Genomic DNA, 12,998 nt, shown 5'->3' on the forward strand with positions numbered 1-12,998 from the left:
ACCGGAAACTTACGGCTTTTGGATCGTTCCACCGTTAACGGCATATGCGGCTCGTTCAATCGCATCTTGCCGTATTGGAGAAATCGAATGTCTGCCTCCCCGCTCCGCCGTCGCCTCGCCACCGCCGCCCTTGCTTCCGCCCTGCTGGCTGTTGCCGGCTGTGCGACTGAATCCACCTATCGACCCGCCACCGGGTCGGGCTTTTCCCGCCAGGGTTATAGCGACCGCCAGGTCGAGCCGAACCGTTATCTCATCAGCTTTTCGGGCAATAGCTATACCTCGCGCGACACGGTCGAGCGCTACTTGCTGTTCCGCGCCGCCGAGTTGACGGTGCAGAGCGGCAATGACTATTTCATCCTGACGGAGCGCGATGTCGATCGCCAGTCGCGCACTTATACCACGCCATCGTTCGGCGGCGGTTTCGGTGCTTATGGCGGCTGGGGCCCAAGCTGGCGCTATTTCGGCCGGGGCTATGGCTGGCGCAGCTGGAGCCCGTTCTGGGGCGACCCCTTCTTCGACCGCGACATCGACGTGCGCACGATCGACCGGTTCGAGGCAACCGCCGAGATCATCACCGGCAAGGGCCCCAAGCCGCGCGACAATGTCCGCGCCTTCGATGCCCGCGCCGTGATGGACTCGATCGGGCCGAGCGTCGTTACGCCGAAATAAGCGCCGATCGTACAAAAAGGGCCGCGCCGACCGAGGTTGGCGTGGCCCTTTTTCGTGTCCGGTAAACGGGCGTGAGGCACTTTCCCCTCCCCGTTCGTGCTGAGCTTGTCGAATCACCGCTTTCTCATTCTCTATCGTCGAGAAGAAGAACGGCCCTTCGACAGGCTCAGGGCGAACGGCTTTTCGGGGAGCGGCAGAGCCGTCCTCAAACCGCGCCGTGGCAATGCTTGTACTTGCGCCCCGACCCGCAGGGGCAGGCCGCGTTGCGGCTGACCTTGCCCTCCCAGTCGGCGGGGTCTTCGCCGGTTTCCACGCCGCTGGGCAGAGGGATCGACAATGGCGGGAGGCGCGTGGTGATCAGGCCCGAACCGGCGTCGATATCATTGGTGTCGTCGTCGCCCGAGAATGGGTCGAAATGCGTGGTGATGAAATCGGGCAGGCTGGGCAGCGGCGGCGGCTCGTCGTTCATGCGGAACTCGGCATAAGCGATGGTCCGCGTGACGTCCTCGCGGATGCTGTCGAGCATGCGCTGGAACAGCGAGAAGGCTTCCTGCTTATATTCGTTGATCGGCGTCTTCTGCGCATAGGCACGCAGATGGACCACCTGGCGCAGCGCATCGAGCGTCGCCAGATGCTCCTTCCAGTGATGATCGAGATTCTGCAGCAGGATCGACTTTTCGACCTGGACCCAGGTTTCCGGGTCGAGCTCGCTCGCCTTTTGCGTGACATGCGTATCGGCCGCTTCGCGCACGCGTTCCTCGACCATTTCCGGGTCGACCGCTTCTTCCTTGAGCCAGTCGGCAAGCGGCACGTCGATGTTGAGCGTGTCGGCCAGCTTGGTTCTCAGCCCTTCCACGTCCCATTGCTCGGGATAGGAATTGGGCGGACAGGAATCGCCGACGATGGCATTGACCGTTTCGGAGCGCATGTCCTCGACCACGTCGCCGACCGTGTCGGCATCCATGATGTCGCTGCGCTGTTCGTACACCACCTTGCGCTGGTCGTTCATCACGTCATCATATTCGACGACTTGCTTGCGGATGTCGTAGTTGCGCGCCTCGACCTTTTTCTGCGCGGTCTCGATCGCCTTGGAGAGCCATTTCGAGCCGATCGCTTCGCCGTCGCCGATGTTCGACCGCATCATCCGCGCGAACAGCGTGTCCGGGCCGAAGATGCGCAGCAGATCGTCATCGAGACTGAGATAGAAGCGCGACAGGCCGGGATCGCCCTGACGGCCCGAACGGCCGCGCAGCTGGTTGTCGATACGGCGGCTTTCATGGCGCTCGGTGCCCAGCACGAACAGCCCGCCCGCCGCGAGCACGGCGGCCTTTTCGGCCTCGATCTCGCTTTTGATCCGGGCGATCGCAGCGTCGCGTTCCGGCCCTTCGGCGATTTCGGTCAGTTCGTCATTGATGCGGAATTCGAGATTGCCGCCAAGCTGAATGTCGGTGCCGCGGCCCGCCATGTTGGTGGCGATGGTCACGACACTCTTGCGCCCGGCCTGCGCCACGATATGCGCCTCGCGCTCATGCTGGCGCGCATTGAGCACCTCATGCTTGACGCCTTCCTTGACGAGGAATTCGCTGAGCAGTTCGGACTTTTCGATCGACACGGTGCCGACCAGCACCGGCTGACCCTTTTCGGCGTGGAACTTGATCTTCTTGGCGATCGCCTGGAACTTGTCGGCGGTGTCCTTGTAGAATTCGTCTTCCTCATCGACGCGCTGCACGCCGACATTGGTCGGGATCGTCACCACATTCATCTTGTAGATGTCGAAGAATTCCGCCGCCTCGGTCGCCGCGGTGCCGGTCATGCCCGACAATTTGGGATACATGCGGAAATAATTCTGGAAAGTGATCGAGGCCATGGTCTGGTTCTCGGGCTCGATATCGACGCCCTCCTTGGCCTCGACCGCCTGGTGCAGGCCGTCCGACCAGCGCCGCCCATCCATCATGCGGCCAGTGAATTCATCGATGATGATGACCTTGCCGTCCTTGACGATATAGTCGGTGTCGGCCTTGAACATCACGATCGCGCGCAACGCCTGGTTGAGGTGATGCACGACCTGGGTATTCTCGAAGTCGTAGAGATTGGCGCCCTCGAGCAGCCCGGCTGTCTCGAGCATGCGCTCGACCTTCTCGGTGCCATCCTCGGTCAGGATGATCGTCTTCTGCTTTTCGTCCTTCTCGTAATCGCCGGGAACGAGCTGCTTCACGACCAGGTCGACGCTGCGATACAGGTCGGACTTGTCATCGGTCGGGCCGGAGATGATCAGCGGCGTGCGCGCTTCGTCGATCAGCACTGAATCGACTTCATCGACGATCGCCATGGAGAAGGCACGCTGCACCATCGACGTGCGCTCATATTTCATGTTGTCGCGCAGATAATCGAAGCCGAATTCGTTGTTCGTGCCGTAGGTGATGTCGGAATGATACGCCTCGCGGCGCTGCGCGTCGGACAGGTTGGGGATGATCACCCCGACCGTCATGCCGAGGAACTTGTACACCCGGCCCATCCACTCCGCGTCGCGCGCGGCGAGATAGTCGTTGACGGTGATGACGTGAACGCCCTGCCCCGGCAGCGCGTTGAGATAGACCGCGAGCGTCGCGACCAGCGTCTTGCCTTCGCCGGTACGCATCTCGGCGATTTCGCCGCGATGAAGCACGATGCCACCGATCATCTGCACGTCGTAATGGCGCTGGCCGAGCACGCGCTTGGCCGCCTCGCGCACCGTGGCGAAGGCCTCGGGGAGAAGATCGTCGAGCTTGGTGCCGTTCGCCAGCCGCTCGCGGAACCGCGCGGTCTGGTTGGAGAGTTCTTCATCGGACATGGCCGAGATGGTCGATTCGAACGCGGCGATCTTGTTGACGATCGAGCCGAGCGACTTGACGTAGCGGTCGTTCGAAGAGCCGAAAAGCGATTTGGCAAGGCCGCCGAGCATAGGGAATTCCTGTAAGTCTGGAGATACCGCGGCGGGGCGCACCCCTGCCGTCGAAATGGAGAATGATGAGATACGGCGCGATCAGGCGCCGACGCGTCTCACTCGCGAAGTTTGCTCAGATACAGTGGGACCGGCGCGAAAAGCACCAGATCCGGCGCTGCGACCCGTACCATTGCGGTGGTGGCGAGCCGAGGTTCGACCACCAGCGCCAGCCAGGCGCGGGCTTGCCGTACGGCCGCGACACGTGACACGGACAAAGCCTGCACACCGGCAACCGCGCCGGCGCTCTGGTGAAACTGCGCTTCCGGTGCGCGCACGCCCGAAATCGCGCCGGTTAGCGCGCTCAGCAGAGCGGAAAGGAAAAGCAGCAATTGCATAGCCGTGACCGCATGTAGTGCGCCGGACGCCGGTCGTCCATCCGTTACGCGCGGATCACGGCTGTACCGCTTCAACGCTCGAACTGACCAACATAGCCCCCGATCTCGGCCTCGAGCCGGAGGCCTCGGCAATGGGTGCGAACGGGCCGATGAAAGACAGGCAAAGTCGCGTAGGACCGATTCCGTCCAGCGTTTCGCTTTCGGTGATGCGGCAATTGATCACCGTGCCGTCGGGGGCAATGTCGAAGGTCGCTCGCGCCACGGACACCGTCGTGCGCCCTTTGACCCGATGCTCTTCAAGCACCGGTGGATCGCCGTCCATTCGCAACGACATCTGAGTCGTCACGATCGCATGCCGATCAGCGAACGGTCCCTTCATGCGCCGCAATCCCTCCGCATCATCGAAAATCGTGCACGGCGCGCCAACCTGCTTTGCTGGATCGCCTTGGCTCTGAGACGTGCAGGACAGCCGTGTGCCATCTGCCGCGACGTCAATCCGCTCAACGATCGAAAAGGATAGGGCGGGCAACCGGCCCTCATCCTGGATCGCCCATTTAATCGCCTTCGACCAGGTCGAACTGACCGGCTTTCCGTCCCGGCCTATCGCCGGCTTGAAGTGAGCGTTGGCCCGCGCGAGATCGCAGGTCACGGTATCGAGCGCCACCGATCCGCTCGACCCCACCACCGCGCATGCGATGACGGCGCCGGTTGCGTCGATATCGAGTCGAAACATGACCCTGCCTTCCTCGTGCATACGGCGCGCCGCAGCGGGATAGGCATCGAGGGGAAACCAGTCACCGACATTGCCGATCGGCTGCGGCGCGATACCGAGTTCCGCCGCTCCATCGGGGCGGACCGCTCCGGCGACTGCTACGCCCGATGACGCTGCAAAAAACACTGTGACGGCAAGCGCCGGGAAACTGACTCTCATTGCCCGATTCTTCCCTTCTCGCCCATGTCGCCGAACGGTCGACCCAGAGCAGCGGCACTACGCGCGCCATTTCCCGTAACCGCTATGGAGCGATCATCTCGTAACGAACGTCAGCGTCATGTACCGAACCGCGCGAGCGGCAACCCGTGATCCGGATTTTGGCGGCGCGATGACCGTTTCCCGTATGGATTGGCGACACCCGATCTGATCGAGCGCTGCGCTGCCGCTTGATTCGGTGACATGGCAGGCATCGTTATGGCCCATCGCATCGAATTCGAGCCTCAGCTTGACCGGGCGGCTATAGTCCGACGGCAGCTTGAGGACCGCCAGGGTCGATGCGAAACCGACGGGATATTCCGCGTCGCCGAGCGACCAGCTCAGCACGGTTCGGAACATGCCCGAAACCGGTGTCCCGGCTGCATCGCGCGCTGGTTTGAATCGCAGGCGCTGCATCGCCAGCTTGCACGAAGTGGCATCGAGCCCGAAAGATCGGCTGGTCTCCGTCACGGTACAGCTTGTTGGCGCCCCCCGAGCGGACACTTGCAGTTCTATCGAGACAATGCCCGACTCACCCTTTTGCAGGGCGAACGCCGGATAGTCCCCGGGTCCAATGAGATTGAGCAAACCCAGCGGCTCGGGCTCGCTGGCCGGCGCTACCGGTGCCAGCAATGCCATCATGATCGCAAATGACATCATCGATGCCTCCCCCCGTGCCCTCTTCGCCAGCTTTCTATGGGCTGGATACCGCGTCGTCCATCTCCTCTGTACTTCTTCCGCCCAGGCTGAGTCTTGCCCCGGTGGCGGCAGGTCACACAGCTGTCACAGCCATCCGCCAGTGAGGAGGTCCACGATATGGACACTCATCATGGCGTTCACGTTCGATCCCCGCTCCTCGGCCGAAATGGACCGTATCAAGCAGGAGATCGCCGACAGTTTCGATGAGGAACTGGAGATGGAGATCGACGAAAGCCGGCTCGAGACATTGCTCGCCGACCTGTCGGATCACCCCGATCGCGAACAGGTCGAACGGCAGGTTTATTTCCGCGAGCTGTTCCGCCTCCAGCATGAACTGGTCCGGCTGCAGGACTGGGTCCAGCACAAGGGCCTGAAGGTCGTGATCATTTTCGAGGGCCGCGATTCCGCCGGCAAGGGCGGCGCGATCAAACGCATCACTCAGCGGCTCAACCCGCGCGTCTGCCGCGTGGCGGCGCTGCCCGCCCCCAATGAACGCGAGCGGAGCCAATGGTATTTCCAGCGTTACGCCGCGCACCTTCCGGCAGCGGGCGAGATCGTGCTGTTCGACCGCAGCTGGTACAATCGCGCCGGGGTCGAACGCGTGATGGGCTTCTGCACCGAGGAGGAATGCGAGGAGTTCTTCCGTTCGGTGCCCGAATTCGAACGGATGCTGGTGCGCTCCGGCATCATCCTGCTGAAATACTGGTTCTCGATCACTGACGAAGAACAGCAGTTTCGCTTCAACATGCGCATCCATGATCCGCTCAAACAGTGGAAACTCTCGCCGATGGACGTCGAATCGCGCCGTCGCTGGGAGGATTATACCCGCGCCAAGGAAGCGATGCTGGAACGCACGCATATCGCCGAAGCGCCATGGTGGGTGGTGGAAGCGGTCGACAAGAAAAAGGCCCGGCTGAACTGCATCGCGCATCTGCTCGATCAAATTCCCTATGGCGATGTTCCCAAGGCGCCCGTCACCCTGCCCGACCGGGTGCGGCACGACGATTATATCCGCCACCCGGTGCCGGCCGAACTGCACGTGCCGGATCGGTATCAGGGCGGATCGGGCGCGACGGGCTGACCGTCTCCACGGCGTTGCGCGCGCCCAGTCTCCGTTGAATGCCTCCGTTGAATGTCTCCGCTGAACTTCGGGCGAATCCGCATGTCGGCCCGATTCAACTCGCCCTCTGATGTCGTCATGCCGGTTCTCCGACGCAGCGTTGCGCGTCACGGATAAAACCCATTCGACCGGCGATTTGAATCAGCCGAACCGGAAAGCGCTCAGACGATGACACCCACCCCGGATCTTTCCCGATTTTCCCGCAAGGACCTCGAAAAACTCCCGTGCGGATCCATCAAAACTCCCGCAGCTTTTCCCGCAGACTCCCGCAGAACCCTCAAAAAGCATTTTCCCCCAGAAACTCCCGCAACAACTCCCGCAGCTGCGGGAGTTTGACCGCCGACGGCGGCGCACCGGAAGTCGCATTGCTTCGGATCCGGCATGACCTCATCGATTCAACCCCGCCGATCGATCCGTTAGCAACACTCCCGGACAGCGCCTCGCCATCGCCGTCCCGCTCTTTCACATGACGAACACCATAATCACGTGCCCGTTCCAGCGGAACAAAGGGCATCCGATCCCCATGCTCCGCCCCTGTGTCGAGCGCCCCTTATCGCCGCATGAAGCCCAGCCAGCGCAGCAGCAGATACGTCGCCACCGCCGCGCCGAGCGCCAGCGCGGTGGCCCCTGCCGTCCCGATCGGCGATGCCAGCGGCATGCCGCCGGTATTCATCCCGAAAATGCCGGTGACCAGCGTCGCGGGCAGCATCAGGGCGGTCATGATCGACAGGATGTAGAGATTCTGGTTGGTGCGCTGCGCCGCCTGAATATCCAGCTCTTCGCGCAACAGGCGTAATTGCCCTTGCACGGCAATGACATCGCCATCGAGCGATTGCAGCCGCTGGACCAGCTTTTCTACCGTGGGGAGCAAGGCTTCGGGCAATTCCTCATCCTCCTCCAGCCGGTGGAAGACGTCGCGCATGCCGCCGAGCAGCCGGTGAAGCTGCGCGATGCGCCGGCGGATACCGATCAGGTCGCGCGGGGTCGGCGGATGATGCCCGTCGAGCAGCGCGTCCTCCGCGACCCGCACATCGTCGCTCAGGGTGCGGCTGATCCCCGAGACATTCTCGGTGATCGCGCCGACCAGCAGATCAAGCGCCGCCGCCGGGCCACCCAGCGCCGGAAGCCGCTCCAGGCGCTGGCGCACGATATCCGCCGACCGGATCGGGTGCGACCGGGTGGTGAGGATCAGCGTCGGGGTCAGCGCGATGCGCAATGCGCCGATCCGGGCCGTGTCGGCGACGTCGAAATCGCGCTCGAAATCATGCAGCACGCAGCCGACCGTATCGCCATCGACCAGTGCGCGCTGATGCGTGTCGGGCGACAGCAGTAATTCGCGGACATCGACCGGCAGCGGCGCGCCGTCGATCCAGGTGCGCGTGCCGTGATCGGCAAGATTGAGGTGAAGCCAGCGCAATGCCCCGGGCTGCGGGGCGTCGCATGTCTCGACCGCAAGGCTGCCCGATGGCGTGAAATCCAGCCCCCAGATCAGCCCCGGCCGCATGCCGCCAAAGGGCATGAAACCGGGAATGAGCGTCTCGCGCGTGTCGGGCGTGGCCCTGCCCTCCCCTATAATATCTGCGAGAAGAGCATGTAGAGGCCGCCAGCGAGCGCGATCGAGACCGGCAGCGTCAGGACCCAGGCCATCAGCATGTTGCGGATCGTGCTCATCTGCAGCCCCGATCCGTTCGCCGCCATCGTGCCCGCGACGCCCGACGACAGCACGTGCGTGGTCGACACGGGCAGGCCGAGATGGTCGGCGCCGAAGATCGTGCCCATTGCGACCAGCTCGGCCGACGCGCCCTGCGCATAGGTCAAATGGGTCTTGCCGATCTTTTCACCCACCGTGACGACGATCCGCTTCCAGCCAACCATCGTGCCGAGGCCGAGCGCGAAGGCGACGGCGATCTTGACCCAGATCGGAATGAAGCGCGTGCCGGCATCGAGCGACGCCTTGTAACTGGTCAGGGTCTGGCGGTTCGCCTCGGACAGCGTGCCCGCCTTATCCTTGTTGAGCCGCTTGATCGCCTCGGACGCGAGATACATGTCGTTGCGGATATTGCCCACCGCCGCCGCCGGGACCTTGGTGAACGAGCCATATTCCGCGACCTGCCGGTCGACATCGCCGATCAGCGTGGCGAGCGCCGGGACCGTGGCAGGGGTGAATTTCTTGTCGGCAATATAGACGGTCACGACCTTGCGCGCCGCCCCGGGCGACGCGCTCGTCGGACGCCCGCCCAGCGCATCGGTCGCGACGACTGAATTGGTGTGGAAATCGGCCGAATATTTGGCCGGCACCGCGCGGTTCAGCGCGTAAGCGGTCGGCACCGTGCCGATCAGGATCAGCATGATCAGGCCCATGCCCTTTTGCCCATCGTTCGAGCCATGCGCGAAACTGACGCCGGTGCAGGTGAAGATCAGCAAGCTGCGAATCCACAAGGGCGGCGGCACGCCGGGCTGCGGCTCCTGATACAGCGCCTTGTTGCGGATCAGCAGCTTCATCGCGAGGAACAGCAGCGCCGCGATGCCAAAGCCGACCAGCGGCGAGATCAGCAACGCCTGGCCGATCTCGGCCGCCTTGGACCAATCGACGCCCGATGTGCCGCTCTTGCCGTGCATCATCGCATTGGCGACGCCGACGCCGATGATCGATCCGATCAGGGTGTGCGACGAGGAGGACGGGATGCCCAGCCACCAGGTCGCCAGGTTCCACGCGATCGCCGCGATCAGCAGCGCGAAGACCATGGCGAACCCGGCATTGGAGCCGACTTGCAGAATCAGTTCGACCGGCAGCAGCGAAACGATGCCGAACGCCACCGCGCCGGTCGACAACAGGACGCCGAGGAAATTGAAGAAGCCCGACCACACCACCGCCACATTGGCCGGCATCGCGTTGGTATAGATGACCGTCGCGACCGCATTGGCGGTGTCGTGAAACCCGTTCACGAATTCGAAGCCGAGCGCGATCAGCAGCGCGATGAACAACAGGATGAAGGGCAGATAGGTCGTCGCCTCGACCCCGACCGCGCTGGCATCGGCGTAAACGCTGTATGCGACATAAAGCAGCGCGGCGAGGACAGCGGCGCCAAAGCCCAGTTTTCCGGCGATCCCCAGCCCCTTGTCGAGGTCGGGCCGTGCCTGGGGCGGTTCTGCGGCGATCGTTGCGTTCATGGGAGCGCGGCCTTTATCGTTCGGCTTTTGGGGTACAATCGGGTTGTGACACGCACATGTCGGTCGGATGCGCGGGCCGGGTGACCATCATAAATGCGATGGCGACGAAACCTGCGGTGACCTCTTTGGTAATCATGGTTATGGGGTGCGCATGACGTCCCCTGTCTCCCCGCTCGCCCCGGCCGGATTCCCCGCGCTCCCCGTCATCCCCGGCGTCACGCTGCGCATCGCACGCGCGCGCTACAAGACCTGGGACCGCTGCGACCTGACTTATGTCACGCTTGACCCGGGCACGGCCGTGGCCGGCGTGCTGACGCAGAGCCGCTGCCCCTCACCCGAGGTGGAATGGTGCCGCAAGGCGCTCACCTTGGGCCAGGCGCGTGCACTGGTGGTCAATGCGGGCAATTCGAATGCCTTCACCGGCGATCGCGGACGCGCCGCGGTGGAGAATCTCGCCGCGCGCGCCGCGCAACACCTCGGGTGCCAGCCCTCGGACGTGTTTCTCGCCTCGACTGGGGTGATCGGCGTCCCGCTGCCGATCGACAAGTCGGAGGCCGGGCTTGCCGCCGCCTTCACCGCCGAACCGTGCGGCTGGGAAGACGCCGCCGCGACGATCATGACCACCGACACCTTCGCCAAGGCGGCGGTCACCACCGCGATCGTCGATGGCCGCACGGTCAGCCTGGTCGGCATCATCAAGGGGTCGGGCATGATCATGCCCGACATGGCGACGATGCTTGGTTTCATCTTCACCGACGCCGCGGTCGATCCGGCGTTCCTGCAAGCCGCGCTGAGCGATGCCAATCGCGCGACCTTTTCCTGCATCACGGTCGATAGCGACACCTCGACCAGCGATACGGTGCTGGCCTTTGCCACCGGCGCGGCGGGCAATGCCGCGCTGGCCAGCGATGAGGATGCGGGCGCCGACGCCTTCCGCGCCGCGCTGGCCGATCTATGCCGTCAGCTGGCGCATCTCGTGGTGCGCGATGGTGAAGGCGCGTCGAAGTTCATCACCATCGACGTGACCGGCGCGGAGAGCGATGCCAGCGCACACCGCATCGCCTTGTCGATCGCCAACTCGCCGCTGGTGAAGACCGCCATCGCCGGCGAGGACGCCAATTGGGGCCGCGTGGTCATGGCGGTCGGCAAGGCCGGCGAACCGGCCGAACGCGACAGGCTCGCGATCCGCTTCGGCGAAACCCAGGTCGCGCGCGATGGACTGGCCGTCACTGGCTATGACGAAGCGCCGGTCGCGGCGCATCTGAAGGGCAGCGACATCGATATCGGCGTTGACCTTGGCCTTGGCGAAGGCCGCGCAACGGTTTGGACGTGCGACCTGACGCACGGCTATATCTCGATCAACGGCGATTATCGGAGCTGATGCGGATGTTGACGATCTGGGGCCGGCTCAATTCGCACAATGTGAAAAAGGTCGCGTGGCTGGCGGCGGAAATCGGCATGCCGCACGTGCGCCACGATGTCGGCGGGCAATTCGGCATGGACGACGCCTATCGGGCGCTCAACCCCAATGCGCTGATCCCGACGATCGAGGATGACGGCGTGGTGCTCTGGGAATCGAATGCGATCCTGCGCTATCTTGCCGCCCGTTATGCACCCGATTTGTGGCCGCAGGATCCGGTCGAACGAGCGCAAAGCGACAAATGGATGGACTGGCAGTTCACCTTTTCCAGCGCACAGCATCGGGCATTTCACGGGCTGATCCGCACCGCTCCGGCGGATCGGGATCAGGCGGCGATCGAACAATCGGCCGCCAAAGCCAATCAGCTGATCCCCATTCTGGAAACCACGCTCGGCAGGCAATCCTGGCTGTCGGGCGACCGGTTCGGCATCGGCGACGTGCCCATGGGCGTCTATATCCACTCATGGTTCGCGCTTGCGATCGACCGGCCGGATATGCCGAATGTCGCGGCCTGGTATGAGCGGCTCAAGGCGCGGCCGCACTATGCCGAAATCGTGATGATTCCGCTCACCTGATCCTGCTCATCGGAGTTCCGCATGGCCGACCTGATCCTGCATCACTATCAGACGTCACCCTATAGCGAGCTGCTCCGTCTCGCTCTCGGCATCAAGGGCCTGGCGTGGAAATCGGTGACGATCCCGAACATCGCGCCCAAGCCCGACCTGACGCCCCTGACCGGTGGCTATCGCAAGACCCCGGTGTTCCAGATCGGCGCGGACATCTATTGCGATTCGGCGATCGCGATCGACGCGATCGAGGCAGTTCAGCCCGAGCCCAGCCTGTTCCCGGCACCGCTCGGTCAGCTTGGCGCGCTGGTCGCGCTGCAGGCGGGCGGCGCCACCTTCAGCCAGGCGGTCGGATCGGCGATGGCGCCGTTCATCGACCGGATCGACGATGAATTCTTCGAGGATCGCAAGAAGCTGTTCGGCTTCGACCGCGACCGGGTGAAGAAGGGGGCGCCGCATCTGACCGCGCAGTTCAATGGCTGGCTGGCGCGGATCGACGACGCGCTGTCCGATGGCCGCGCTTTCCTGGGTGGCGACGCGCCGGGCTATGCCGATTGCGCGGCGGGGATGAATGTGTGGTTCCAGGGCAATTTCGGCCTGAAGGGATCGCGCACCGCGCCCTTCCCGCACGTTGCGGCATGGATCGCCCGGGTCGAGGCGATCGGCCATGGCTCACCCAGCGACATGACCGCGCAGGAAGCGCTCGATGTGGCGCGGGATGCCGAGCCGATGGTCGCCGAGCGGGTCGATCAGGATAGCGGCTTCACCGCCGGTCAATCGGTCGTCGTGCGCACCGAAGACCCGGGCGCCGACCTGGTCGCCGGCACGTTGGTGCGGCTGACCGCGCGCGACGTGGTGGTGCTGCGCGACGATCCGCGCGTCGGCACCGTCGCGGTGCATTTCCCGCGTATCGGACAGATCGTGCTGCCCGGCTGATCCTTTACCACAGCGGTGAAAACCGGCATGGCGACCGCGCGCCGGTCATGGCGCCAATCAAAGGAGGCCGACATGCCACGCATTACCAACGATCGCGCCGACCTGCCCTGCTTTCGAGATCATCAGCAAGCG

At 63.7% G+C, this 12,998-nt stretch carries 12 protein-coding genes; 5 read left to right on the top strand and 7 right to left on the bottom strand.

The window, feature by feature from the left end; all coding sequences use genetic code 11:
* Positions 1-87: 87 nt before the first annotated feature.
* Positions 88-669, top strand: a complete 582-nt coding sequence (locus tag OO12_RS09735) for a CC0125/CC1285 family lipoprotein (protein WP_034158444.1) — start codon at positions 88-90, stop codon at positions 667-669.
* 205 nt (positions 670-874) lie between these two features.
* On the opposite strand, the gene secA is transcribed toward OO12_RS09735, so the two are convergent.
* From secA to OO12_RS09755, 4 genes are all read right to left on the bottom strand, one after another.
* Positions 875-3,610 (bottom strand): preprotein translocase subunit SecA, encoded by a 2,736-nt coding sequence (secA, locus tag OO12_RS09740; protein WP_034158445.1) that lies wholly within the window; start codon positions 3,608-3,610, stop codon positions 875-877.
* 98 nt (positions 3,611-3,708) lie between these two features.
* On the bottom strand, positions 3,709-3,987 hold the full coding sequence (locus tag OO12_RS09745) for a hypothetical protein (protein ID WP_034158446.1): 279 nt from the start codon (positions 3,985-3,987) through the stop codon (positions 3,709-3,711).
* Between the two features lie 55 nt (positions 3,988-4,042).
* Positions 4,043-4,918 (bottom strand): energy transducer TonB, encoded by an 876-nt coding sequence (locus OO12_RS26830; protein ID WP_052215707.1) that lies wholly within the window; start codon positions 4,916-4,918, stop codon positions 4,043-4,045.
* Positions 4,919-5,011: 93 nt separating this feature from the next.
* Entirely contained in the window at positions 5,012-5,614 is a 603-nt protein-coding gene (locus OO12_RS09755) for a TonB family protein (RefSeq protein WP_082006446.1), read from the bottom strand.
* A 169-nt stretch (positions 5,615-5,783) separates the two neighbouring features.
* On the opposite strand from OO12_RS09755, the gene ppk2 reads away from it, so the two are divergent.
* A complete protein-coding gene (ppk2, locus tag OO12_RS09760) occupies positions 5,784-6,734 on the top strand; it encodes a polyphosphate kinase 2 (RefSeq protein WP_034158448.1) in 951 nt (316 codons plus the stop codon).
* Positions 6,735-7,050: 316 nt separating this feature from the next.
* Here ppk2 and OO12_RS27985 read toward each other — a convergent pair whose 3' ends face one another.
* From OO12_RS27985 to OO12_RS09770, 3 genes are read right to left on the bottom strand one after another with little or no spacing between them, the layout of a single operon-like run.
* A complete protein-coding gene (locus OO12_RS27985; protein ID WP_152616339.1) occupies positions 7,051-7,287 on the bottom strand; it encodes a hypothetical protein in 237 nt (78 codons plus the stop codon).
* A 36-nt stretch (positions 7,288-7,323) separates the two neighbouring features.
* On the bottom strand, positions 7,324-8,292 hold the full coding sequence (locus OO12_RS09765) for a CorA family divalent cation transporter (RefSeq protein ID WP_235364731.1): 969 nt from the start codon (positions 8,290-8,292) through the stop codon (positions 7,324-7,326).
* 50 nt (positions 8,293-8,342) lie between these two features.
* Positions 8,343-9,944: an inorganic phosphate transporter gene (locus OO12_RS09770; RefSeq protein ID WP_034158449.1), complete on the bottom strand. Its 1,602-nt coding sequence runs from the start codon at positions 9,942-9,944 to the stop codon at positions 8,343-8,345.
* Between the two features lie 151 nt (positions 9,945-10,095).
* Here OO12_RS09770 and argJ point away from each other — a divergent pair, with 151 nt between their 5' ends.
* The 3 genes from argJ to OO12_RS09785 are packed head-to-tail and all read left to right on the top strand — an operon-like array spanning position 10,096 to position 12,866.
* A complete protein-coding gene (argJ, locus tag OO12_RS09775) occupies positions 10,096-11,325 on the top strand; it encodes a bifunctional glutamate N-acetyltransferase/amino-acid acetyltransferase ArgJ (protein WP_034158561.1) in 1,230 nt (409 codons plus the stop codon).
* 5 nt (positions 11,326-11,330) lie between these two features.
* A complete protein-coding gene (locus OO12_RS09780) occupies positions 11,331-11,939 on the top strand; it encodes a glutathione S-transferase family protein (RefSeq protein WP_034158562.1) in 609 nt (202 codons plus the stop codon).
* A gap of 21 nt (positions 11,940-11,960) precedes the next feature.
* Positions 11,961-12,866 carry a glutathione S-transferase family protein gene (locus tag OO12_RS09785; protein ID WP_034158450.1) on the top strand — a complete coding sequence of 302 codons (906 nt, stop codon included), beginning with the start codon at positions 11,961-11,963 and terminating at the stop codon, positions 12,864-12,866.
* Positions 12,867-12,998 lie beyond the last annotated feature (132 nt).

Source organism: Sphingomonas sp. ERG5 (assembly GCF_000803065.1).
Taxonomy (GTDB): domain Bacteria; phylum Pseudomonadota; class Alphaproteobacteria; order Sphingomonadales; family Sphingomonadaceae; genus Sphingomonas.

What these genes read in the sequence shown, in the direction of transcription:
- OO12_RS09735 (WP_034158444.1), top strand. Translation starts at nt 88, where the DNA reads ATGTCTGCCTCCCCGCTCCGCCGTCGCCTCGCCACCGCCGCCCTTGCT.
- secA (WP_034158445.1), bottom strand. Translation starts at nt 3,610, where the DNA reads ATGCTCGGCGGCCTTGCCAAATCGCTTTTCGGCTCTTCGAACGACCGC.
- OO12_RS09745 (WP_034158446.1), bottom strand. Translation starts at nt 3,987, where the DNA reads ATGCAATTGCTGCTTTTCCTTTCCGCTCTGCTGAGCGCGCTAACCGGC.
- OO12_RS26830 (WP_052215707.1), bottom strand. Translation starts at nt 4,918, where the DNA reads ATGAGAGTCAGTTTCCCGGCGCTTGCCGTCACAGTGTTTTTTGCAGCG.
- OO12_RS09755 (WP_082006446.1), bottom strand. Translation starts at nt 5,614, where the DNA reads ATGATGTCATTTGCGATCATGATGGCATTGCTGGCACCGGTAGCGCCG.
- ppk2 (WP_034158448.1), top strand. Translation starts at nt 5,784, where the DNA reads ATGGCGTTCACGTTCGATCCCCGCTCCTCGGCCGAAATGGACCGTATC.
- OO12_RS27985 (WP_152616339.1), bottom strand. Translation starts at nt 7,287, where the DNA reads ATGCCCTTTGTTCCGCTGGAACGGGCACGTGATTATGGTGTTCGTCAT.
- OO12_RS09765 (WP_235364731.1), bottom strand. Translation starts at nt 8,292, where the DNA reads ATGCCCTTTGGCGGCATGCGGCCGGGGCTGATCTGGGGGCTGGATTTC.
- OO12_RS09770 (WP_034158449.1), bottom strand. Translation starts at nt 9,944, where the DNA reads ATGAACGCAACGATCGCCGCAGAACCGCCCCAGGCACGGCCCGACCTC.
- argJ (WP_034158561.1), top strand. Translation starts at nt 10,096, where the DNA reads ATGACGTCCCCTGTCTCCCCGCTCGCCCCGGCCGGATTCCCCGCGCTC.
- OO12_RS09780 (WP_034158562.1), top strand. Translation starts at nt 11,331, where the DNA reads ATGTTGACGATCTGGGGCCGGCTCAATTCGCACAATGTGAAAAAGGTC.
- OO12_RS09785 (WP_034158450.1), top strand. Translation starts at nt 11,961, where the DNA reads ATGGCCGACCTGATCCTGCATCACTATCAGACGTCACCCTATAGCGAG.